Origin of the sequence: Sphingobacterium tabacisoli (assembly GCF_017908035.1) — a bacterium.
Taxonomy (GTDB): Bacteria; Bacteroidota; Bacteroidia; order Sphingobacteriales; family Sphingobacteriaceae; genus Sphingobacterium; species Sphingobacterium tabacisoli.
The window spans coordinates 1476500-1499109 of sequence record NZ_JAEQMU010000001.1 but is presented as its reverse complement, the minus strand read 5'-3'; the positions used below and the strand labels follow the sequence as shown (position 1 = coordinate 1499109).

The window sequence follows — 22610 nt, the reverse complement described above, 5'->3', positions numbered from 1 at the left end:
ATGAAACAACAGTATAAAAGGCAATGGCTATTGGTAACAATAGTAATATTGTTAATGCAGGGTTGCGGTAAGAATTTTTTGGAGTTAAAACCCAATCAGCAACAGAAAGTGCCTACTACGATAGCGGATTTTAGGGCTATACTGGATAATGCTACCGGTTATATCAATCCGGTGAATAATCGGAGCTCGCATACACTTGGGATTATCGGTGCAGATGAATATGAAATACCGCCTGCTGTATACGGTACGTTCCCTGTGGGCCTGACTTTTGATTATCAGAAGAATGCCTATGGTTGGAATGAACGTGTATACCAGGGCGGCGAAGGGGGAATCGTCATTCCAACTGATTTTGATATGGGCTACCAGCGTGTCTTGCTGGCTAATCTGGTATTGGAAGGGTTGGGCAATATAAAACCTAATGTGGCAGAAGAGGAACAGTGGAATGATACAAAGGGTACTGCTCTTTTCCACCGTGCTTGGAATTACTATTGCCTTCTACAGCTCTATGCTCCTGTTTACAATACTGTTACAGCTAGTAGTGACTTGGGGATGCCATTACGGTTGGAATCTGATCCAACGGCAAGAGTACCACGCGCATCAGTCGAAGACTGTTATCAATTCTTGATCAAAGATCTAAAGGAAGCCGTCAGCTTATTGCCGGATAGGACTGTAGTCAAATTTAGGCCGACAAAGCAAGCCGTATGGGCGTTGTTGGCTCGGGTATATTTACAGCTAGAAGACTATGACGCAGCGGCTGAACATGCGACAAATTGCATGAATGTAGGCCGTGAATTGTTGGATTATAATAATCGAACTGTTCATACTTATCCTTTTCCCATTTATGGAACAGAGAATACTGAGGTGATATTTGTGATGACGGCATATGATGCATTAGCTTATACAGGCGAGTATCTAGCCATACCCGTCGATATCTATCGAAGCTATGATGATGCTGATTTGAGAAAAACTTTATTTTTTGAACAGGATAACAATAGCAATATACGTTATCGTGGAAGTTATTACGGTAGTTCATTGTTATTTACTGGTCTAGCTTTGGATGAAGTGTATTTAACGCGGGCCGAAAGTAATGTGAGGTTAGGAAACCTGACTGAGGCCCTTGCAGATCTGAATCTGCTGTTAAGAAATAGATATAGAAAAGATGCATTTGTAAATCTGACAATTCAAAATGAAGACGAGCTTTTAAGTCGGATCTTAAAGGAACGTAAAAAGCAACTACTATTGCGCGGAATTCGTTGGGAAGACTTACGACGTTTAAATAAGAATCCAAAGACAGCAACGATGCTTAAACGGAATATCGCTGGTAGAGGGGTTGAGCTACAGCCGAATAGTCTCCGCTATGTCTGGCCTTTCCCGGAAGAAGCAATCACTGTGGGTGGCTATCCTCAAAATCCGAGATAATGAATAATACGTTTGACGCAAACTAAACAAAAAAAATATGATAATAGTAAGATATTTAGCTTTATTGCTTCTTTTTAATTTACAGATTGTCATTCTGCTAGCGCAGGTTGATAAGGAGCAATCCCTTGTTTTAAGGGTACCGAAAGGAGGTGTTTTGTTGGGACAAGAATTACCTTCAGCGTTTTGGAATCAGACCTTGACAAGTTATAATGAAAGAGGTGTGCCTAAAAAAATTGTGTTGAATGATTTTAAAGAGAAATTTCTAGTTTTAGATTTCTGGGCCACATATTGTTCTCCATGTGTTGCATCACTTGACAAATGGAATAAGTGGCAATATGAGTTTGGGGATAAAGTCCAAGTCTTAGCGATTCATCTTTATGATTACAATCATAAGGCACTACCTTTTGCAAACAAAAGAGATTGGTCAATCCCGCTAGTTTATGGGAACGCTCAGGACACCACCATCAATCAATTATTCTACTATGATAGGAGTTATGGTCAAATATGGATTAAGGATGGTAAATTGTTTGCAATTCCAATATCTTGGGAATTAGGTATTGAAGATATTAGAAGAGCTGTTTTGAAAGGAATACCTCCTCCAAAACAAAATACTTTTCTTACTTACGACGAATTAAGATCTCAATCTATATTGTAATTTTTTTTAATGAATAATAGCACGACAAATTGAGCAGGCTAATCTTTACTTTTAGTTCTCCGTCATTTCAGGCGGAGGACTTTTTCCCATTGTTGAATATCGCAGATTTTGCTAAGTCCGCTGTCCAGAGCCAATAAGCTGCCATTCTCCCAAAAATTTCTTTTGTTCGTACTTTCAGTAACCGTAAACTACATGAAGGTGTTGTCGCTTTCCGAAGAACAGGATCTCCTAAGAAGACTTAAGGCAGAGATCGCGACGCTTTCGAATGTATTTACAAGACCTACCATTATCGGTTGATCGGGGACCTCATCCGTCTGCTCAAATCTACAGACCTTGCGCAGGAGGTGGTATAGGGTATCTTTGTGCCCCCAATATCTTAGCCTAGCTGATTACAAAAAAACTCTCCCTCTCTCTATAACACCCTTCCTTTTCATCCGTCTACTTCCTAAGGGTTGATCTCTTTTAAAATAGAAGGACTTAGCTAGCTAAACTCGCTATATTAGAAGACGTAAAATCCTTAATACCTATTTTTTATGAAGTCAACATACAGCAGTTATACGGATATCGAGCTTGTCGGGCTTATGGAGGAGGAGGATAACACGGCCTTTACCGTCATCTACGATCGATACTTTGGCCCTATCTACGCCTTTGTGCGTAAGATGCTACAGGATGGAGAGCAAGCCGAGGACATCACACAGGAAATTTTTTTAGCGCTGTACGAAAGCCGTCATGCTGCACGCATTGTCTCGTTGCGCTCTTACCTCTATCAGAGCGCACGCTACGCATTGATCGACCATTTCAGACGCCAGAAGACCCGGTACGATTATGTAGCAGGGCTGAAAGAGTATGCCGAAAAAGGCGTCTGGTCTACCGACGAAGCGATCATACAGCGCGATCTGGAGCGACAGATTGAAAAAGAAATCCGTAATCTTCCTACACGCATGCGGACAGTCTTCGAATTGAGCCGAAAGCACTACATGACCAATAAAGAAATAGCGGCAAGTCTCGAGCTTTCCGAGGGTACGGTGCGCCAGCAGATACACAATGCCATTGTAAGGATTCGCGCCCACATCTCCTGTTTATTTTGGCTCTCCCTGATACAGACAATTTATTGGGTTAACCGTTTTTTTTGACCGGCGACTATAACATAGCTCATTGTCATACGTCTGCTTGATTACACCAATACCATATATCATAAATAGGATGCATCAATAAAGAAAATAGATATGGATGATAACGAGAAAAGATACGAAAAAATGATAGACAGGTACCTGAAGGGAGAGGATACCCCGGAGGAGGCCCGTCTGTTGAATGCATATTTTAATCAGAAAGCCGACCAACTATCGGATGGAGGAAAGATATCGGATATCGTGAAGCGTAAGAAGCGCGTTTGGCAACGGGTTGCCCCAAAGCAACATATCGCTTCTCGCTTGGTAACATTAAGGCAGATCAGCCTAGTGGCGGCTTGTGCAGCCTTGTTTTTAGTTGCTGGCTGGTACATTTTCCTACGTACCGAAGGTAGCCATATTGGAGTAGCGCATCTTGCTGAAGCTGATATCAAACCCGGCCAATATGGTGCAACAATTACCCTGGGCGATGGTCGTCCTATTGTGCTGGACAGTACGAAGAAAGGGGCTGTAATCGGCTCTGCATTGACCTATGAAGACGGTACCACTGTACTTGGGGGCGGTAAGGTTCCTGTAACCGCACATGAGCTTTTGACGGCATCGACCGCAAAAGGGCAGATCTATACCTTTGTACTGCCCGACGGAACCAAAGTATGGCTCAATGCTGCATCTAGACTTACTTTTCCATCACAGTTCGGTCACGATCGTAGGGAAGTAACCTTGGAAGGGGAAGGGTACTTCGTCGTTGAGCACGAGCAGGGTAGGCATTTTTACGTTCGAAGCAAAGGACAGGTGGTAGAAGATTTAGGTACTGCATTCAATATACGTACTTATGCTGACGATGTCGCTCCCACTACAACATTGACAGAAGGCGCAGCGCGGGTCAACAACATCCACTTACGTCCGGGACAACAGGTCTTACAACAAAAAGGGGGAAAGATCCATATTCAGGAAGCAGATTTGGATCAGGTACTGGCGTGGCGGGAAGGTAATTTTGTGTTTCGTGGCGAGACATTAGAAGAAGTATTTCGTTCGGTATCCCGCTGGTACAATGTCGATGTGGTATTTGCAAACGAACAGACCCGATATATTACTGTCGGAGGTACCATCTCCCGTTCCCGGCATATCCGTGCCGTGCTGGATCTGATGGAGCGTACCGGAAAAGTAAAATGTACCATCAACGGTAATGTAATCACAGTACACTAAGCTATAACCCATTCGTAAATATAATAACCAACAAAAACTAACCAGATGAACCACTCACAGATACCTTTAAGATTATAGCCGACTATATGGGTACACAAGACAAAGCCGGAAGTGTTGGAAGCACCGCCGGCCGAAGTTTGAGTCACCCTATCCCGAAATACGGGAATAACAATTTTGCGATCATTATCAAGTAATAACTCAAACCAAAGTAAAAGTATGCAAATAATAGCTTTTAACAAAGCGGTATCCCAGTGGCGCGTACCGCTGAAAATACTATTGATTATGAAATTAGTCATTTTAATGATGACGCTGATGCTGGTTCACGTCAAGGCCGATGTCCTGGCACAACGGATCAGCCTTAACGAAAAAAATGCTTCCCTCCAAAAAGTTATGGACAAAATTACTAAGCAGACCGGCTATGATTTTCTGGTGATGGACTACAAGTTGGTCAGCGAAGTGAAAAATATGAATATCAAGGTAGAACAAATACCTTTAAAAGTCGCCTTGGATCAATTGCTGACCTCCCGAAACCTCACTTATAACATTGAAGATAATTCTATCGTAATCCGTGAGTTGCCGCGTGTTCCAGAGCGTGTTCAGCCAATAGCAGTCGTGTTACAGCAAGAGGAATATGTGCTAGAGGGCACTATCTTATCAGCTGTAGACGGTAAACCGATACAAGGCGTATCGGTTCGAATAGAAGATGAAAAGGGGAGAGCATCTACCAAAAGTGATGGTTCTTTCTCTGTGCCAGTAATTGCATCGGCAGGATCGGTGAAGTTTAGCCATGTGGGTTTTAAGCCATTAACTTTACCGTATTCCGCTGGAGTATCATTATCAGTCAAATTGATACCACTGGAGAATCAATTGGATGAGGTGGAGGTGGTTTCTACCGGCTACCAAAAGATTCCCAAGGAAAGAGCAACGGGAAGCTTCGAGTTTGTGGATAACAAGCTGCTCAATCGAAAGGTGTCGACTGATTTTATCACTAGGTTGGAAGATGTGGTGCCAAGTATCACCACAATGAAAACTTACCAGCCTGCAAGAGGAAAACTACTCAATTTTAATATCCGCGGTCAAAGTACTTTACGTTCTAATGTATGGCCATTGATCGTACTGGATGGAATGCCTTATCAGGGAGATTTTAACAACATCAACCCCAATGATATCGAAAATATCACCTTATTGAAGGATGCCGCGGCCTCCTCTATTTGGGGTGCGCAATCGGGTAATGGTGTCATCGTGATTACCACCAAAAAAGGGAAATTTGGTAAACCGATCCAACTGTCGTTTAATAGTAACATCACTGTAGGGGCAAGGCCGGATCTTTACTATCAACCCCAGATGAGTTCGGCGGATTTTATTGAAGCTGAGCGTTATTTTTTCGATAAGGGGGGCTATGATTTCAAGTTTGAGGATATCTTTAATCGCTTGTCTCCAGTATTGCTGCTACTGAAGGAAAATAGGGACGGAACTTTATCAGATGCGGATCTGGAAGTTAAATTGAATGATCTCAAAAAAATAGATTCCCGCGACGATTTTACCAAATACATTTACCGCAAAGCGGTCAAACAGCAGTATAATATTCAACTGTCTGCCGGCTCGGATAAAATGTCCAATTTGTTTTCATTGGGTTATGATCGCAACCTGAATAACGTCGTTACCTCTAGTTATGATCGGCTCAATCTGCGGAATAATTTCCGTGTCAATCCGCTCAAAAACCTATCATTCGGGTTAGATATCCTCTATATCGAAGGGCGAAATAAGGAGTACGGTTATAGCAACCAAAATCAGTACAATATGCTCTTTGGCGGTAACTACCCCTATACAAGGCTGGCCGATGATCAGGGGAATCCTGTAGAGGTGATCGGAAACGGACCACTTCCTATTTATCAGGATACTGCGGGTAACGGAAGACTGCTGAGCTGGAAGTATTTCCCGCTGAAAGAACTTGACCAGAGTTCGGAAATCACTAGTTCGCGCGAGAATGTATTTAACCTTGACGGTAAATGGGAGATGATGCCCGGACTAAATCTATCCGCAATCTACAACTACAGACGATCTTTGACGAAAACCGAAAACTGGCAAGGCGCAGATTCTTATTACATGCGGCAGCTCTTAAATAGCTACGCCGTGTATGATGAAAATGCTATCAAATGGAATATTCCGCTCGGCGATAAGATGACTTTCTTCAATCAGGAGGGTGTAGCACATCAGGGAAGGGTGCAGCTGTCTTATGATCATAAGTGGAACGATAAACACGATCTGCACAGCATAGCCGGCTATGAAATCAGGCAGAATACGGCTTCGCAGAACTCGGCGCTCTATTATGGTTATGATAAAAACCGCTTGACTTATATGCCTGTAGACTTTGTAAACCAATTGCCTTTTGCAAATGGTTACTTGGGCACAAATCGGATTTGGGGTGAGATGCCTTTGCTTGGTACAACGAATCGTTTTACATCATATTTTGCAAATGCGTCGTATGCCTATGATGGCAAGTATATCCTGAGTGCAAGCGCCCGTAAAGATGCCTCTAATCTCTTTGGTGTCAAATCAAATAACAGGGGCAAACCTTTTTGGTCCGTGGGTGCTGCATGGGTGCTGACAAATGAAGGCTTTTTAAAAGACCATCCCATCTTTTCTTCGCTAAAACTGCGTGCAACCTACGGTTTTAATGGTAATGTAAATAATACCACAGCAGCTTTCCCGATTATGACCATCCAAAGTCAGGTGCATGGTATTACGGGATTGCCTTATGCACAGATTATGTCGCCACCCAATCCATCGCTTCGTTGGGAAACGGTGGGCATGCTCAACTTCGGACTTGATTTTGCCCTATTGAACAGCCGTATTTCGGGGACATTGGAGTATTTCAGAAAAACACCACGCGATCTGGTGTCAACGACAAAATTGGATCCGACTACCGGATTCTCAAGTATGAATATGAATAGTGCTGACATCTTGGGAAAAGGTCTTGACCTTTCTATTCAGAGTAGAAATGTGGTCAATCGCTTATTTAGCTGGACAACAAATCTAATTTTCTCATACAACCGTAACACCATCACCAGATCGTACTTGAGTAACACCAAGGGGCTCAATTATATCTCAGGACCTCAGACCAATTTTCGTACGCCTGTAGTCGGTGCAGATTTATTTGGGCAGTATACCTTTAAGTGGGCGGGATTAGATCCTGAAACAGGTGAACCCCGTGGCTACGTGAATGGTGAAATCTCAAAGGACTACCTGGCAATATATAACGGGACACAGGTGGCCGATCTCGATTATTGGGGATCGACAGTGCCGGTGTATTTTGGAGCATTCAGAAATACATTTACGTACAAAAATTGGGAAGCATCATTAAACATCAGCTACCAATTGGGCCATGTGTTCTTGAGAAACTCCTTTAACAATTCCATGTTTTGGGATTACGAAGCAGGGCACAGTGACTATTCACTTCGTTGGCAAAAGCCTGGTGATGAAAATTGGACTGACGTACCAGCTCTTTCTTACCCAGTTAATAGCGGATCCATGTTTTATAGCCTGTCTTCTGCGCTGGTGGAAAAAGCTGATCAGATCAAACTCCGCGATTTTCAACTTGCCTATCGGATCAATAGCAGCAAATTGATCAAAAATCCGCAGCTCTATCTCTATATGCAAAATCTTGGAACGATATGGCGGGCAAATCATTGGGGTATCGATCCCGAATTTGGTAAAAATAGCCCTGATCCATTTAGTGTTTCCCTAGGGATTAACTTTTCACTCTAAAGCCTATTATGATGAAGAAATATTTAATTATTGTAGTCGTATCGACTTTGTTTTTTGGCTGTTCTGACTATTTGGAACTGAAGCCTGACCAAAAAATGGTGATTCCTGAAACCTTAGAAGATTGTGAGCTTCTATTGAACGACTATCCGACCATGAATTCAGGCTTTCCGATCATGGGTGAAGTATCTGCCGACAACTATTATTTGACAACGACAAGCTGGCAATCGGTTTCCCTCATCGATGAGCGTAACGGCTATCTATGGTCGGATGAAATGGTCACTACAGCCACTCCTTGGCAGACGAGTTATAAAGTCATCTATCAGAGCAATCAGGTGCTTGATGTGCTGAAAGGCTTGAAAACTACACCTACTGACTTATATCATTTCAACGAACTTAAAGGGGCGGCTTTATTTTTCAGGGCCTTTGCCTTCCATCAGCTATTGGCAAATTATGCTATGAACTATTCGGTCACTAATGCATCTTCAGTGCCGGGAGTACCCCTCAGACTCAAACCTGATGTGGATGATGCGGTAAATCGCGCTTCCTTAACGGATAGCTACGCACAGGTGATTGCAGATTTCAAGGCTGCAGCTCGTTTATTGCCTGCAAATGGCCCGTTTAAGGCTCGTCCCTACAAGGAGGCGGCCTATGGAGGGTTGGCACGTACTTATTTGGATATGGGCATGTATGAGCAGGCTTATCTATATGCTGATTCTGCACTGAATTTACGTGCGGATCTATTGGACTACAACAGCCTCAATGCAAATGCATCGCTTCCTATTGCTCGTTTTAATAAAGAAGTGCTCTTTCATGCGATTACGCCATCAAGTTACGCCTTGGCGCAAGGTAATGCAAAGATTGACTCAAATCTTTACCGTGCATATGAGCAGAACGATTTACGGAAGAAGGTTTTTTTTAAGGCGAATACAGGGGCGAATCTGGGTACCTACGCTTTTAAGGGATCTTATAATAACTCAGCATCTGGCATGTTTGTCGGACTCACAACAGCAGAGATGTATCTCACTCGTGCGGAGTCTGCCGCCAGATTGGGTAAAATTGCTGCGGCCTTGACTGACCTGAACCATTTGATGAAAAATAGGTGGCTGGTCGGTTTATATACAGATTTTTCGACTACGAATAAAGATGCGCTAATTACTAAAATATTAGCTGAAAGAAGGAAGGAGCTTCTTTTTAGAGGTCTACGGTGGTCTGATCTAAAGCGGCTTAATCTTGACGAAAGATATAAAATACAATTAAAAAGAATAATCGATGGTAAGGAATATCTGTTGGAACCAAATAGCTTAAAATATGCGCTATTGATACCCCAGGATGCTATTGAAGAAGGAAAACTTGAACAAAATAAAAGATAGGAGACAAAATAATGAGAAAATATATTGCTATACTAGCCATGTTATTATTTACCCTGGCAGTGCATGCCCGACAAACGTCCAGCGCTTTAAATGTGGGTGATAAAATTGAATTTCAAAAGACCTTGAAAACAATGGATGGCCGTAGCATCGATTTTGATGCTTCAAAGCCCAAGATCATCGTACTTGAATTTTTCGATACCTATTGTGCCTCTTGTATTGAGAGCATGCCGAAGTTGAAAGCACTGCAAAAAGAGATGGGTGATAAAATAGAAATCTATATGACGACCTGGCAAGACAGTAAGACGATAGGGCAGTTCTATAAAAAGAACAAATACTTAAAGGAGAAAAACGCCATACTTCCTACTATTGTCGGTGACAGCATATTGCATCAGCTGTTCCCACATAAATCTGTACCGCATTCTGTATGGATAATGAATGGTGAGGTCAAAGCCATTACCCATGCCGATTACGTTAAAAAGCAATATCTGAGCGAATTATTGGCATCAGCAAAAATTAGCGTCCCTATCAAAGATGACTTCAAAGAATTGGAATCTGTAGTGGAGGACAATGATCTTAATACTGGAACCAACAACTTACTAGGCTATGTTGAACTATCTAAATATAACGAACAACTTGAACAAAAAGCGAGCGTAAATCTTGATAGGGATACGCAAGGCAGAGCAGTTGCTTACTTCAACAACATGGATGTATTTGGTGCTTATTTATCATTATGGGCTAAGATCAAGAAACCGAGGTTTTTTATGGTCCCGCAACGGGTTGTTTGGAACGTTAGAGACTCAAGTAATTATACCTACAGTGATTCAAACCGGCAGACCTATCAGGAATGGATCAGAACGTATGGAATCTCTTATAAACGTGTGCAAAAGGCCGAAATGGATGAAGGCGCCTGGGCAAAATTGATGTTAGCTGATTTAGATGCAATGCTAGGACTGGAAGTAAACTGGAAGATGAAAACTATGCCTTGTCTGGTATTGAAACGTGTCGGGAAAAATAAGGCTATTGCGCTTAAGGGAGACAAAAAATTGTTAAAAGTCGAAAGTACATCAACACTGACTTTTACGATTGACTATAACGGTGGGTATCCTCCGACTGTCGATGAAGTACAAGAAAAGATATCCTTCGAAATCCCGAAATATAAAAACCTAGAGGAGCTAAACCATGGTTTGGAAAATTATGGTGTCCGGTTTGTTAAAGAATTACGAGAAATAGAGGTACTAGAGTTTAAAGAACGAGGATTATAATTTAAAAAGGGAAGGGCCAGCTTGAAACTGGCCCCTTATCGATCTGGAAATTTGAAAATTTCTTACGACCGTAATTGAACATTTGTTGACGAAGTCCTATTGTGAAGCGCTTCTATCATTTGATCTTTTAATGAGTCAGTGATATCTGGCTGCCCACTTCCATCTGGATCGGCCTGAATAGCACAAATTTTATTTGTACCGGTCGGACAAGATGGTGTACTTGCAGCGTTATAGTCATTTGGAATAGTAGGATTACCACCTGCATTTAATTGGAACCATGCGATAATGCAAAATTCAATTAATCAATTCCAGTTTATTAATCAGCTACATCCAAGATATAGCCGGTTTCACAGATTCTGCCGGGGCTGGTAGATGTTCGTATCACCCCAATAATTCAGCCATTTCAGGATACACACTTGCAACTAAATATTTAACTTGTTAGTTTTAGGAAATTTTTACGCGACAACGTGTAGCGTGTAACACCCTAAAATGAGCATTCACTCCGACATAGATGAAAAAGAGCTGCTGCTGAGATTACGTAGTAGCGATAAGAAAGCTTTTGAGCAGTTGTATGGTCTATACAAAGTACGGCTCACGGGCAATCTTCGGCGTATGCTCAAATCTGCCGAGCTGGTCGAAGATGTTATACACGACATCTTTCTCGGTATCTGGGCGAACCGTCGGAATATAGATCCTGATCAATCCCTTAAACCCTATATTTTCACAAGTGCAGCCAACCGTGCAAAAAATATTTTCCGCAAGGCAGCCCACGAACAGCAATTCAGAGACTACCTGTTGCCTAGATGGGAAGAAAACTATAAGCACGTGGAAGAAGCGTTGTTCTCTAAAGAAAATAAAAACTTGCTAGACGAGCTATTGAATCATCTTTCCCCACAGCAGCGTATCGTTTACACCATGTGCCGGCTAGAGGGAAAATCTTATAAAGAAGTCGCCCAAGCGCTGGATATTAGCGAAGCTACCGTCAATGCGCATATCAGCAACGCCAATAAGTTCCTCAAGCAACTGGTACAGAACAATCCCCAATACTTAGGATTAGCTTTTGCCGCATTGCTGCTCTTTTCGATCTAGCCAAGTGATCTGTAACGCAATCTGAAAAATAACTTACTCATATTTAGTTGTTTATTGCTTTTTTTCTTTTTTGCATAAATGCTTTTCTTCCTATAGGTGTATTAGCTAATAAAGAAGGTCATGAACAAAGAGATTTATACACTATTCTTAAAATACCTGAATGGGGAACACACCGCCGCTGAGCTTGATGTGCTATTGGCATATTTTGAACAGGAAGAGAAGGATCCCGACCTTGACCGACTTATACTTGAAGAAGTACAGGCAGATGTATCTCCCGATCCAGATAGCGGGGTGGAGTCGCTGGCAGATGAAATCGGCCAGCGGCTCTTTGATAAAATCCAACGGTCGAGTAGAGTGAAATCTCTTGGCCTTTGGCGGCAGGTTGCTGCAGCAGTCCTGGTCGTGGGACTGCTGACCGTAGGACTGTTTTATTACCGTAGCGATAACAAGGCCTCTCAAGATATAGCATCTTCTACCCAGTATGGCACCGATATATTGCCCGGTGGTACACAGGCTACCCTTATTATCGATGATGGTAGCGAGATCCCCTTGGAGGATAAGCAAGATGGAATTGCCATATCCGAGACGGTACATTATAGCGATGGTACAGCGTTAGCTGTCAAACCGACAACCTATGCTACCCTCAAGACGCCGCGTGGAGGGCAGTACCAGGTAACACTTGGGGATGGGACTGTCGTCTGGCTCAATGCAGCCTCTTCGTTGCGTTACCCCATCGCATTCAACGGTCAGCAGCGTGATGTGGAGCTACAGGGAGAAGCCTATTTTGAGGTGAGCCATCAGCCCGACAAGCCGTTTGTAGTCCATAGCCGTGGGCAACGGGTGAAAGTATTGGGCACAAAATTCAACATCAGCGATTATACCGGAGTGGCATCTAGTATCACGACCCTTCTGGAGGGAAAGGTGGAGATTGAACATGCGACAACACAGCAGAAACAGGTATTGGTTCCTGGTAAGCAGGCGGTGGTTTCAAAAGAGACTATACGCGTACAGACCGTTTCGGACGTCAGTGATTTTGCCGCATGGAAAGACGGATATTTCATACGGACCAGCACCACCTTAGCAGAAATATTGCCCGAGCTGGAACGCTGGTACGATGTTACTTTTGAAATAAAAGAGCAGCCGACCACACGGGCCTATATCGCGTTAAACCGTGATGCTAAACTCTCTACCGTGTTGGATGCGCTGACGCTGAATTATGGAATATCGTTTAAGATAGAAGGAAGGAGGGTTGTCGCCATGAAATAGACCTATTATTGAAGAAAGGGATTTGGCGATTACAGGATGATCCACTCAAAAAAATGCCGGAAAAGCTAGCAACAATTCCGGCGGTGCCAGACCCAAATCAGCATGTTTCGTTATCTAATTTTTAACCTAGCAATACAAACTTAGTCAAAAATCCCAATATCATGAAGGGCTTTTTTACTAACCGTGAGGAAGGATCTGTATTGCTATAATGATCCTATTATGAATAAAAACAATGGAGCCTATGACCTGTTGCGGAACCTTTTGTCAGGTATCCATCAGTATAGACGGCCTTTAACACAAACTATTGTCATTATGAAGATGATCTGTTTCCTGACATTCGTACTATCGTTAGGTGCCTGGGGGAGTACCGTAGCGCAGAAAGTCAGTCTACGTGCCCAAGGGGTTGCATTTAAATCTGTTATCCAGCAGATCCAGAAGCAATCGGGTTATTCGTTCATGATCAAAGAAGAATTTTTTAAGCAAGCAAAAGCACTACACCTCGTTGCAGAAGACAAGGAGATACTAGAAGTACTTCCCTTGCTTTTTAGGAATCAACCATTTGGTTATACCGTTCAGGGCAATATTGTCTCTGCTGTAGCATTACAGCGAGCCACAAATCAATCATCATCTTTAGCGAGCGAACAGCAGCAGTCCATCCGTGGCCGAGTCACCAATGAAAAAGGCGAACCATTGGCAGGCGGATCTATCTATGTCTTGGACGAACAGGGAAAACGTACAGCAGTGCAGACCAAGACCGATGAACAGGGGTATTTTGAGCTACAGAAAGATCAGAACGGTGCCAAGCTGGAAGTAGTGTACCTAGGCTATACGGCACAAAGGCTTACGGCCCGAGCGGATATGGGCGTGATTTCTTTGAAGCCTTTCTCGGCAGAAGTAGAGGAGGTGATGGTGAATACGGGGTATCAGAGTGTTCCGAAGGAACGGGCGACAGGTAGTTTTGAGTTTATTGATAGCACAAAATTGGCAACACGGATATCCAATAATATTCTGCAGAAACTGGAATATTTGGCTCCTGGACTTCAGTTTGACAATCGCACAGGTAAATCGGTCATCAACATCCGTGGAATAAATACTTTTTCGGAGAATCTGATGCAACCACTGATTATTGTTGATAATTTCCCTTATTCGGGAGATATTGCCAATATCAATCCCAATGATGTGGAGTCCGTAACCTTATTAAAAGATGCCTCTGCAACATCTATCTGGGGGGCACGTGCAGGAAATGGCGTAATTGTGATTAATCTGAAAAAGAATAGCAAAGGGTACAATAAAGTGGAGTTTACCCACAATCTGACTTTCGGCGAAAAACAGGATCTGTTTTACCTGCGGAATATTTCTTCAACGGATTTTATCGACGTCGAGCGTATGTTGTTTGACAAGGGCTTTTACAAGGCATCATTGAATAGTGTCAATAGCAGACTTCTTGTATTTTCGCCTGTGGTGCAGTTGCTCGATCAGCAATCCAAAGGCTTGATCCCAAAAGAAGAGGTAGAGCGACAGATCAATTCTTTTCGAAATCATGATTACAGGAGAGAGGTAATGGACAACCTATACCGCAATCCGGTGCGGGAGCAGTACCATCTATCTAATGATTTGGCAAGGGATAAATTTACGAATCGTATTGCCGTTGGGTATGATCGTAACAGCGAACAGCAGGCGAGTAATAGCCAGCGTCTGACATTGCAGACTTCGAATCGATACGATTTTTCGGATCAGCTGCAGTTACAAGTAGGCATGGCTTGGTCCAACCAAAAGTCGACGTCAAGTCCTACTTTTCCTTCTTTTCCGATCAATCCGTTAGGAGGTAAGGCTGCGCTGTATCCGTATGCACAATTAAAAAGTGATGATGGAAGTTCGCTGGCTATCCCATACAACTACAACCTTTCTTTTGTGCAAAATATCCCTGATCCACAGTTGCTCGATTGGACGTATAAGCCTCTGGAAGACTATAAGGAAAGTCAGACAAACAGCAATACAAAGGATATCGTACTGAATGGAACTCTGACCTACAAACCTTTTCCGTTTTTGACGCTGAGTGGTCTGTACAATTATGAGAATCAGTCTGTCGATACAGAAAAGCGCAATGGTGTGAACTCCTTCTACTCGCGTGATCTAATTAATCGGTTCAGTCAGGTTAAAAATGGCGCTATTACACGGATTGTACCACTGGGAGATATTATGCAGAATAATACCAGCCGGATGCTGTCACATAAGGCACGTTTTCAGGCGAGCTCGGACTTCAGCTTACAGGAGGATTGGAAGTTTAACCTATTTTCGGGTGCAGAAATTAGTCACGCAAGTACGGATACAAGATTGAATACTGCCTATGGTTACGATGAAAATACAATGACCAGCATCAACGTTGATCCCATTAACACTTATCCCATCTATAGTAACCTTTCAGGCAATTCGCGGATTCCATTTTATAATGGATTTGGACGGACCAGTAATCGCTTTGTATCCTTATTTGGAAATGCTGCAGTGACCTATAAAAATCGGTATATCGCCAATTTTTCTGCTCGCCGTGATGCATCGAATTTATTTGGCGTAAAAACCAATGATAGATGGAATCCACTCTGGTCTGCAGGTCTAGCCTGGGTCATCACAAATGAGAAGTTTATGGATAAGTTGAACTGGATAGATCTGTTGAAATTTAGAACGACGGTCGGGCATTCGGGTAACTTAGGCGGGGTATCAACTACACTGCCGATTATCTATTATGACAATCCGAGAAATGATCTGGAGACCGAGCGAAAGGCCAGTGTAGGTGCACTCCCTAATCCCAACTTAAAGTGGGAAGATGTGCGGATGACCAACTTCGCCATAGACTTTGCATTTCTGAACAATACCTTGTCGGGAAGTTTTGATTATTACCTCAAAAAGTCTACTGACCTATTGGCGTCAGAAGCCATCGATCCGACGTTAGGACTTTATAATATGCGACGTAATGTTGGCGAATTAACTGGTAAGGGGCTCGATCTGAACCTCGGCTATCGCAAATCATTGAATAGCTCTTTGCGTGTAGGGATAGACGCCTTATTTAGCTATACGACCGATAAAGTGTCAAAATATAATGGCATATTATCCAATACTACGTATTATGCCTCGGCTGGAGGAAGAACCTTGCTGCCTGTTGAGGGAAAAGCACTCTACCCGATTTTCTCCTATCAATTTAAAGGCCTCGATCCGGATACCGGCGATCCGCTGGGCTGGTATCGGGGTGAAGTCAGCAAGAATTATTCCGGCATACTGTATGATTCTGTCCAGAACCTGAACTATCATGGTAGAGGGCTGCCGACGTATCAGGGAAGCTTGAGGCCAAGTGTTCAATGGAAAGGATTCCAAGCTTCAGTCAATCTGGTGTACAAATTTGGTTACTTCTTCCAAAAGGAGACGATCAATTACGCAGCGCTCTTCAAATCATGGAAAGGAAATGCAGACTTTGCTGATAGATGGCAGCAGCCTGGCGACGAGACCAGGACTTCAGTGCCATCAATGATTTATCCAGCTAACGCCAGTAGGGATGACTTTTATGCCAATTCGTCGATGAATGTGCTAAAAGGTGACCATATACGAATCTCTGATATTCGCCTAGGTTATTCGTTTGCTGCCAAGACAGCACATAAACCGATAGCAATAGCTGTGAATGGCTATGTAAACAATGTGGGGATTATCTGGAGGAAGAACAAATATGGGCTTGATCCGGATAGTTATGGTATTCCCGCTATACGTACTTATGGTTTAAATATCAACGTAAAATATTAAATAATGAAAAACTGTATTTTATTAATTATAGGGTGCGCGTTCTTCACCTTAGTCTCCTGTAAGAAGTATCTTGATCTAAAACCGGATGCTTCAATTGCAGTACCCGAAACGATGGCGGATATCAGGGGCTTGCTCAATGATGTCAGTAATCTGAATGTGTTCGCCTCTTCGTTATTGGAAAATGGCACTGACGACTATTACCTCGATGATAATACTCTTAGAAATATGAGTGAAACTGATCAGGGGATGTACCTATGGAAGAAGAACTATCCTGCAATTGATCTATCAGGAGATTGGTACAAGGGCTATCGGGCTGTAATGACGGCAAATGTAGCATTGGAGGCGCTAGATCGTATAAAAATGGGTGCTGAATCAGAGAAGAAGACAATGCGAGGTGAAGCACTGTTTACCAGAGCGCTGGCACATTATTGTGAAGCGCAAGTGTACACAGAAATAGGCCAGCCGGGTTCGGACACAAAACCGGGTATCCCGATACGACTGACTTCGGATTATGCGGTCGTCTCACAACGTGGTACTGTTGCTGAAAATGTTTCCGCCATATTAAAGGATCTCAACGAAGCGCTAGATCTTCTCCCTGAAACCGCTGTATCAAAAGTAAAACCGACGAAGGCTGCAGCCTATGCCCTTTTGTCCCGTATTTATCTGTCGTTCAATCAATATGAGCTGGCAGAAAAATACGCTGATGCATCCCTAAAACTTTATCGTAAAGTAACGGATCTCAATACGCTGGATTTAGAAAGCATGAGTCCCTTTCCGATCAACCATAATGAGATTATCTATGCGGTTTATGGTGTAACAGGAAATCTGCTTTTACAGAACAGTGCCAATGTAAATCGCGAACTGTATGAACAATATGCCGATCATGATCTTCGTAAAAGTGCTTATTTCTATGACAAAGGAAATGGGCACATTGGCTTGAAAGGGAACTATCCGGGTACATTTTCAACTTTATTCTTTGGACTGACAACGGACGAAGTGCTACTGATCTCAGCAGAATGTGCCGCACGCAATGGGAATCTGAATAAAGCAGCGGAGCAACTAAATAACTTGTTAACCTATAAATGGAGGTTAGGAACCTATATTCCGATTTCATTTTCGGATAAAGAACAGGCAATTAATCTAATCTTGAATGAGCGCCGTAAGGAGTTGATCTTTAGAGGAGTAAGGTGGAGCGATATAAAACGTTTAAATCGTGAGCAGGGACGGGATATTGTTTTGCAAAGGAAGGACGATTCTGGAAATGTGATAGCCGAGCTACCGCCAAATGATAGCCGTTACTACTACCTGATACCTGAAGAAGTGATCCGGCAGACGGTTATGCAACAGAATGTAAGATAATTATTATTTAAAAATCTAAAACGACAAACAATGAAAAAAAATATATTAGGAAGATGTTTTTTTAGCCCCCTTTGTAATGCATTATTTATTTTAAGTTTGCTATTATTAAACTGTATATGGAGCACGGCTATTGGCCAAGAAAACGGTAAAACTCCTTTCAAAGAAACCACAGGAATATTTAATATTTCGTCTATTGGTGTTAATGATTACCTCCCCGACAACTTTTGGGATCAACAAGTGAAACTATATGTTAAAGGTGATACATCGAGTGTTCCCTTGGAAAAATTTAGAGGTAAGGCTATAATAATAGACTTTTGGAGTAATGATTGTGCATCTTGTATTACTAAGTTCCCTAAACTATTTGCATTTCAGCAAAAGTTTGAGCCTTATTTCAATGTTTTGCTTGTTAATAAAGCCGGAAGTGAACATATTCACAGATTGAGAAACGACTTTTTGCGAAATCATGATCTGTCAACAGTTTTTAAAGACGAATACTTAAATGCGCTATTTCCTCACAAAGGAGTTCCGCACTATGTATGGATTACTCCGATAGGGCGTGTAGCAGCTATTACCAGCGCGGAGTTTGCAGATGAAATGCGCGTGAAAGCTTTTGTAGACAGCTGTGTAAAGTATGAAATGCCACACCTTCGGACGAGAGGCGTTAATAAGTGAATGTAAACTGTAAAACAACATTGTCAGAGGTACAGCCCCTCCGCAAGAGGAGCTAGACAATGCCAATATAGTGCATAGCAATAAGCAGTCTCGGATTTACTTCGGAATAGCTTATTGCTATTACTTATTTTAAGCTGCCACATTTTGTACAACGGCTTTAGTTTAATGGTCGCTTTTATTCCTCCATTTACTTTTCCATAAACTATCCATTAATTTTGGAGACACATACGATAAATCAAAGTGGGTGCTAAGCACATGGATGAAAAGAGATTTGTTAGTACGGTTGCAGACGACACATTGTTGTCTAGCGACTTCCCTCATGGCTGTCTTCCTCATTATGTCTGGATATATCAGCGGGATAAAGTGGTCGCCTTTACAAGGGCAGAAGAAATTTCTCACGAGAATATTACCCAAGTGCTGGAAAAGGGCAACGATACTACGTTTAAACGAAAGCGCGATTACAAGATAGCATATGATTATTCGGAGCTCTTTTTATTGGGGGTAATGGTGTTATCCCTACTATTCTCAGTTTTTATTCAGTGCTGACGGGATATCAAAGTGGTCTGAGTTCTATTTTCACCAGTAAACCTCTTAAAGATGGCACACTAATACGCTTGATATTCACATATGACATTATTCCACTTTCTTCAGAATGAATTAGCGAGCTCTCATTGATTGGGAAATATATGCTATGGTTTTTCATTTTTTTTGAATATTTCTATCTGGTTAATAGAGTTTAAGTGGTGAGAATATATCATTGAATCCCAATGATAGTCGTTAAATACTTCCTATGGCTCATGACGCACTACTTAATTTAAAAGTAAGTCAGATTCCTCGATAAATCTAAATTAGACCCTAAAATTTCTGTGGGACCTTTCTTTTGCGCGCAAAATGGAAATTTGCCATTACCCCATTTTTTTCTTTACTTAGCTGGGACTAACCGGAGCGAATGACCATATCGAATGCTATATCTGAAAGAGAATTACTGCATCGCCTTAGAGAGGGGGATCACGACGCTTTTTCTTCGTTGTACGCGACGCACCATGACGCACTATATCTTTATGCTTATCGATTGGTAGATGATGAAGATCTCGCGGCTGATTTTGTGCAAGAGGCCTTTGTATATATCTGGGAGAAAAAAGCCTTGTTGCATATTGAAACGTCGCTTATTGCTTATTTGTTCCGCACAGTACGGCATAAATTTCTTAATCTAAAGGCGCACTATAAGGTGCGGACGGATTTTGCTGATCATTTCCAACATTATCTGGATGAGGGGGCTTATGTGGTCGATCGGAATATCGAAGAGAAAGAACTGTTTGCACAATTGCAGACGGAATTGGCCAAGCTGCCCCAAAAGATGTCCCAGGTATTTAACCTACGTCAGCAGAATATCCCCGATAGTGCGATTGCAGAGCAACTGGGCATTTCCGAAAAAACGGTCAAGAACCTGATGAGCCAGACCCTCAAGAAGCTCGGGCATACCTTCAAACGCTTTGTTTTTTTTCTTTTTGCATACTAACGACCTTTCGTTTAATCTAGATCGTTTCATCCAGACCGAAGTAGAAACCTAGCTCTGAGTATCGGAGGAACTATCAACTATTAAGGACTATTCTTTCTTGTCAAAATAAAAAAAACTTTTTTCGGGAAATATTGAGCCCTAAACTGCCATACCTATAAATACCCCTATAGAATACGATGGTATGGAAAAAAATGCAAAGCAATTAATCGAAAAATATAAAGCGGGCAACTGCATGGAAGAGGAGCGGAAGTTGGTCGAGCAATATTTCAACGTCCTTGTGCAGGGGAGTACGGAATGGCCAAAGCTATCCAAGATGCGAGAGTCTTTTGAGAGCGGAAAAGATATTCCGCAGCAGTATCCATTGCGACGTAATACTTTCTGGTTCTGGAAAAAGTATGGTATAGCCGTGGCTTGTCTCCTATTGATCGGGGGATGGTTAGGCTACACCTATCTCGAAAAAGAAGAGCCAGCAGCTTCTATACCAATGGTGGAGAACGATGCGCTTCCTGCAAGCAACCAAGCTATATTGGTGTTGGGAGATGGACGGCGGATAGATGTCGACGCTATGGGATCTGATAGTCTGATCCGCGAGATGGGGGTGAACATACAAAAGAACAGCGATGGAACCATCAGTTATCAGGAGGTGGATGACGATATGCCTGTAAGTTACAATCAGATTATCACACCGAAAGGAGGTATGTACAGAGTGTCACTGCCCGATGGAACCAAGGTCAAACTGAATGCGGGCACCAGTCTTCGCTATCCGAACCGTTTTGTAGGAGGCACTCGTGAAGTAGAACTGGTGGGGGAAGCCTACTTTGAAGTAAAAACTAATCCGTCGCAGCCCTTTGTTGTGAAAAGCAGGGGCCAGGAAGTGCAGGTATTAGGGACCAAATTCAATATAACCGCCTATGCAGAGGATGCCAAGGTGAGGACAACACTCGCTGAAGGGAAGATCAATCTTAAGAATCTCAGTACTGGTGCGGTGAAGCCTCTGATTCCAGGTCAACAGGCTGAAGTGCAAGGCGGGCGTCTGACTGTACAGGAGGCGGATCTGACACAGGTCATGGCTTGGCTGGACAATACTTTTGTATTCAAAGGTACCGATATCAGGGATATCATGCTGGAGCTGAGCCGTTGGTATGATGTAGAGGTAGATCCACGAAACCTGCCGAATGAGACATTCTATGCTACGTTGCCACGAACGCTACGGCTGTCGCAGGTACTCGCTGCATTGGAACATACAAGTACGCTGAAGTTTACTATTCAAGGAAGGAGGGTCACGGTGCAATATAGATAATAGTGTGACAGATAGACGCTATTGGCCTAGGTAAGACAAAAAACCGAAGGTACTGGATATACCCTCGGTCGATGTCGGTCAGTACGTCCCAGTACTCGTGCAAGTAATAGAATTTTTTTAACCTAACATAACAAATGTATGAATTTCAAATTTCATATCAAGCAGGATTTTGGGTGGCCTTGTGCTATGCGGATATCCTGGTTTGATCAACCCGTGCTATTCAAAATTTTGATGACCATGAAACTAACCGTCCTCTTACTGACGATTTTTACGCTGACTGTACAGGCCAGTGTCCATGCCCAGCGTGTCGATATCCATGTGCAAAACGAACGTCTGGATAAGGTGTTCGACGCACTTTACAAGCAAAGTGGCTATGCCTTTGTTTTTAACGCCAAACAGCTGCAATCCGCTAAACGCGTCACCGTACATCTTAAGGATATACCTGTCGAGCAGGCTGTAAAAACCATCCTATCCGACCAGCCTTTTGACTATGCTATAGATGAAAAGGTAATTACCATTAAGGCGAAGAAGGTAGGTCCACCTAAGAGCAAAATCGAGATCAACCAATACGAAGATCCCGATACCAAGGAGTGGGTTATTGAGGGGAGAGTGATTGATGCAGAGACAAAACAACCTATAGAAGGAGTAACTATAAGAGTGAGGAGAGATGGTATCAGTACAGAGTCGGACAAGAATGGAGATTTTAGAATCGTAATTTCCAAGAATGGCGATTCGGAATTTTACAAGTAATGGATATGGAAAATATGAAATGGAGGAACTTTGTATATAGCTTTTTGGCTATGCAAACCAAA

Annotated in this window: 16 protein-coding genes; all 16 read left to right on the top strand. The window is 42.6% G+C overall.

Going from position 1 to position 22610, the window contains the following annotated elements; genetic code table 11:
• The 16 genes from JKG64_RS06310 to JKG64_RS06235 all read left to right on the top strand — a co-directional run bounded on the left by JKG64_RS06310 (window position 1) and on the right by JKG64_RS06235 (window position 22548).
• Window positions 1-1419 (top strand): RagB/SusD family nutrient uptake outer membrane protein, encoded by a 1419-nt coding sequence (locus JKG64_RS06310; RefSeq protein WP_210353474.1) that lies wholly within the window; start codon window positions 1-3, stop codon window positions 1417-1419.
• Between the two features lie 37 nt (window positions 1420-1456).
• Window positions 1457-2074, top strand: coding sequence for a peroxiredoxin family protein (locus JKG64_RS06305; RefSeq protein ID WP_210353473.1), 618 nt, complete (start codon window positions 1457-1459; stop codon window positions 2072-2074).
• Between the two features lie 533 nt (window positions 2075-2607).
• A complete protein-coding gene (locus tag JKG64_RS06300; protein WP_210353472.1) occupies window positions 2608-3207 on the top strand; it encodes an RNA polymerase sigma factor in 600 nt (199 codons plus the stop codon).
• A 93-nt stretch (window positions 3208-3300) separates the two neighbouring features.
• Window positions 3301-4407: a FecR family protein gene (locus JKG64_RS06295; protein WP_210353471.1), complete on the top strand. Its 1107-nt coding sequence runs from the start codon at window positions 3301-3303 to the stop codon at window positions 4405-4407.
• 216 nt (window positions 4408-4623) lie between these two features.
• Window positions 4624-8175 (top strand): SusC/RagA family TonB-linked outer membrane protein, encoded by a 3552-nt coding sequence (locus JKG64_RS06290; RefSeq protein WP_210353470.1) that lies wholly within the window; start codon window positions 4624-4626, stop codon window positions 8173-8175.
• An 8-nt stretch (window positions 8176-8183) separates the two neighbouring features.
• Window positions 8184-9545, top strand: coding sequence for a RagB/SusD family nutrient uptake outer membrane protein (locus tag JKG64_RS06285; RefSeq protein ID WP_210353469.1), 1362 nt, complete (start codon window positions 8184-8186; stop codon window positions 9543-9545).
• A gap of 11 nt (window positions 9546-9556) precedes the next feature.
• On the top strand, window positions 9557-10807 hold the full coding sequence (locus tag JKG64_RS06280) for a TlpA family protein disulfide reductase (RefSeq protein ID WP_210353468.1): 1251 nt from the start codon (window positions 9557-9559) through the stop codon (window positions 10805-10807).
• Window positions 10808-11296: 489 nt separating this feature from the next.
• Window positions 11297-11896, top strand: a complete 600-nt coding sequence (locus tag JKG64_RS06275) for an RNA polymerase sigma factor (RefSeq protein ID WP_210353467.1) — start codon at window positions 11297-11299, stop codon at window positions 11894-11896.
• Window positions 11897-12016: 120 nt separating this feature from the next.
• Window positions 12017-13162, top strand: a complete 1146-nt coding sequence (locus tag JKG64_RS06270; RefSeq protein ID WP_210353466.1) for a FecR domain-containing protein — start codon at window positions 12017-12019, stop codon at window positions 13160-13162.
• A gap of 219 nt (window positions 13163-13381) precedes the next feature.
• Entirely contained in the window at window positions 13382-16948 is a 3567-nt protein-coding gene (locus tag JKG64_RS06265) for a SusC/RagA family TonB-linked outer membrane protein (protein WP_210353465.1), read from the top strand.
• Between the two features lie 3 nt (window positions 16949-16951).
• Complete coding sequence (locus JKG64_RS06260; RefSeq protein WP_210353464.1) at window positions 16952-18307, top strand: RagB/SusD family nutrient uptake outer membrane protein; 1356 nt, start codon at window positions 16952-16954, stop codon at window positions 18305-18307.
• 30 nt (window positions 18308-18337) lie between these two features.
• A complete protein-coding gene (locus tag JKG64_RS06255) occupies window positions 18338-18979 on the top strand; it encodes a TlpA family protein disulfide reductase (RefSeq protein ID WP_210353463.1) in 642 nt (213 codons plus the stop codon).
• A gap of 255 nt (window positions 18980-19234) precedes the next feature.
• A complete protein-coding gene (locus JKG64_RS06250; RefSeq protein ID WP_210353462.1) occupies window positions 19235-19525 on the top strand; it encodes a hypothetical protein in 291 nt (96 codons plus the stop codon).
• 403 nt (window positions 19526-19928) lie between these two features.
• Window positions 19929-20498, top strand: a complete 570-nt coding sequence (locus tag JKG64_RS06245; protein ID WP_210353461.1) for an RNA polymerase sigma factor — start codon at window positions 19929-19931, stop codon at window positions 20496-20498.
• 181 nt (window positions 20499-20679) lie between these two features.
• Window positions 20680-21798 carry a FecR family protein gene (locus JKG64_RS06240; RefSeq protein WP_210353460.1) on the top strand — a complete coding sequence of 373 codons (1119 nt, stop codon included), beginning with the start codon at window positions 20680-20682 and terminating at the stop codon, window positions 21796-21798.
• Between the two features lie 138 nt (window positions 21799-21936).
• Window positions 21937-22548: an STN and carboxypeptidase regulatory-like domain-containing protein gene (locus JKG64_RS06235; RefSeq protein ID WP_210353459.1), complete on the top strand. Its 612-nt coding sequence runs from the start codon at window positions 21937-21939 to the stop codon at window positions 22546-22548.
• Window positions 22549-22610 lie beyond the last annotated feature (62 nt).

Excerpts from the sequence above, each read along its gene's own strand:
- JKG64_RS06310 (WP_210353474.1), top strand. The coding sequence starts at position 1 with ATGAAACAACAGTATAAAAGGCAATGGCTATTGGTAACAATAGTAATA.
- JKG64_RS06305 (WP_210353473.1), top strand. The coding sequence starts at position 1,457 with ATGATAATAGTAAGATATTTAGCTTTATTGCTTCTTTTTAATTTACAG.
- JKG64_RS06300 (WP_210353472.1), top strand. The coding sequence starts at position 2,608 with ATGAAGTCAACATACAGCAGTTATACGGATATCGAGCTTGTCGGGCTT.
- JKG64_RS06295 (WP_210353471.1), top strand. The coding sequence starts at position 3,301 with ATGGATGATAACGAGAAAAGATACGAAAAAATGATAGACAGGTACCTG.
- JKG64_RS06290 (WP_210353470.1), top strand. The coding sequence starts at position 4,624 with ATGCAAATAATAGCTTTTAACAAAGCGGTATCCCAGTGGCGCGTACCG.
- JKG64_RS06285 (WP_210353469.1), top strand. The coding sequence starts at position 8,184 with ATGATGAAGAAATATTTAATTATTGTAGTCGTATCGACTTTGTTTTTT.
- JKG64_RS06280 (WP_210353468.1), top strand. The coding sequence starts at position 9,557 with ATGAGAAAATATATTGCTATACTAGCCATGTTATTATTTACCCTGGCA.
- JKG64_RS06275 (WP_210353467.1), top strand. The coding sequence starts at position 11,297 with ATGAGCATTCACTCCGACATAGATGAAAAAGAGCTGCTGCTGAGATTA.
- JKG64_RS06270 (WP_210353466.1), top strand. The coding sequence starts at position 12,017 with ATGAACAAAGAGATTTATACACTATTCTTAAAATACCTGAATGGGGAA.
- JKG64_RS06265 (WP_210353465.1), top strand. The coding sequence starts at position 13,382 with ATGAATAAAAACAATGGAGCCTATGACCTGTTGCGGAACCTTTTGTCA.
- JKG64_RS06260 (WP_210353464.1), top strand. The coding sequence starts at position 16,952 with ATGAAAAACTGTATTTTATTAATTATAGGGTGCGCGTTCTTCACCTTA.
- JKG64_RS06255 (WP_210353463.1), top strand. The coding sequence starts at position 18,338 with ATGAAAAAAAATATATTAGGAAGATGTTTTTTTAGCCCCCTTTGTAAT.
- JKG64_RS06250 (WP_210353462.1), top strand. The coding sequence starts at position 19,235 with ATGGATGAAAAGAGATTTGTTAGTACGGTTGCAGACGACACATTGTTG.
- JKG64_RS06245 (WP_210353461.1), top strand. The coding sequence starts at position 19,929 with ATGACCATATCGAATGCTATATCTGAAAGAGAATTACTGCATCGCCTT.
- JKG64_RS06240 (WP_210353460.1), top strand. The coding sequence starts at position 20,680 with ATGGAAAAAAATGCAAAGCAATTAATCGAAAAATATAAAGCGGGCAAC.
- JKG64_RS06235 (WP_210353459.1), top strand. The coding sequence starts at position 21,937 with ATGAATTTCAAATTTCATATCAAGCAGGATTTTGGGTGGCCTTGTGCT.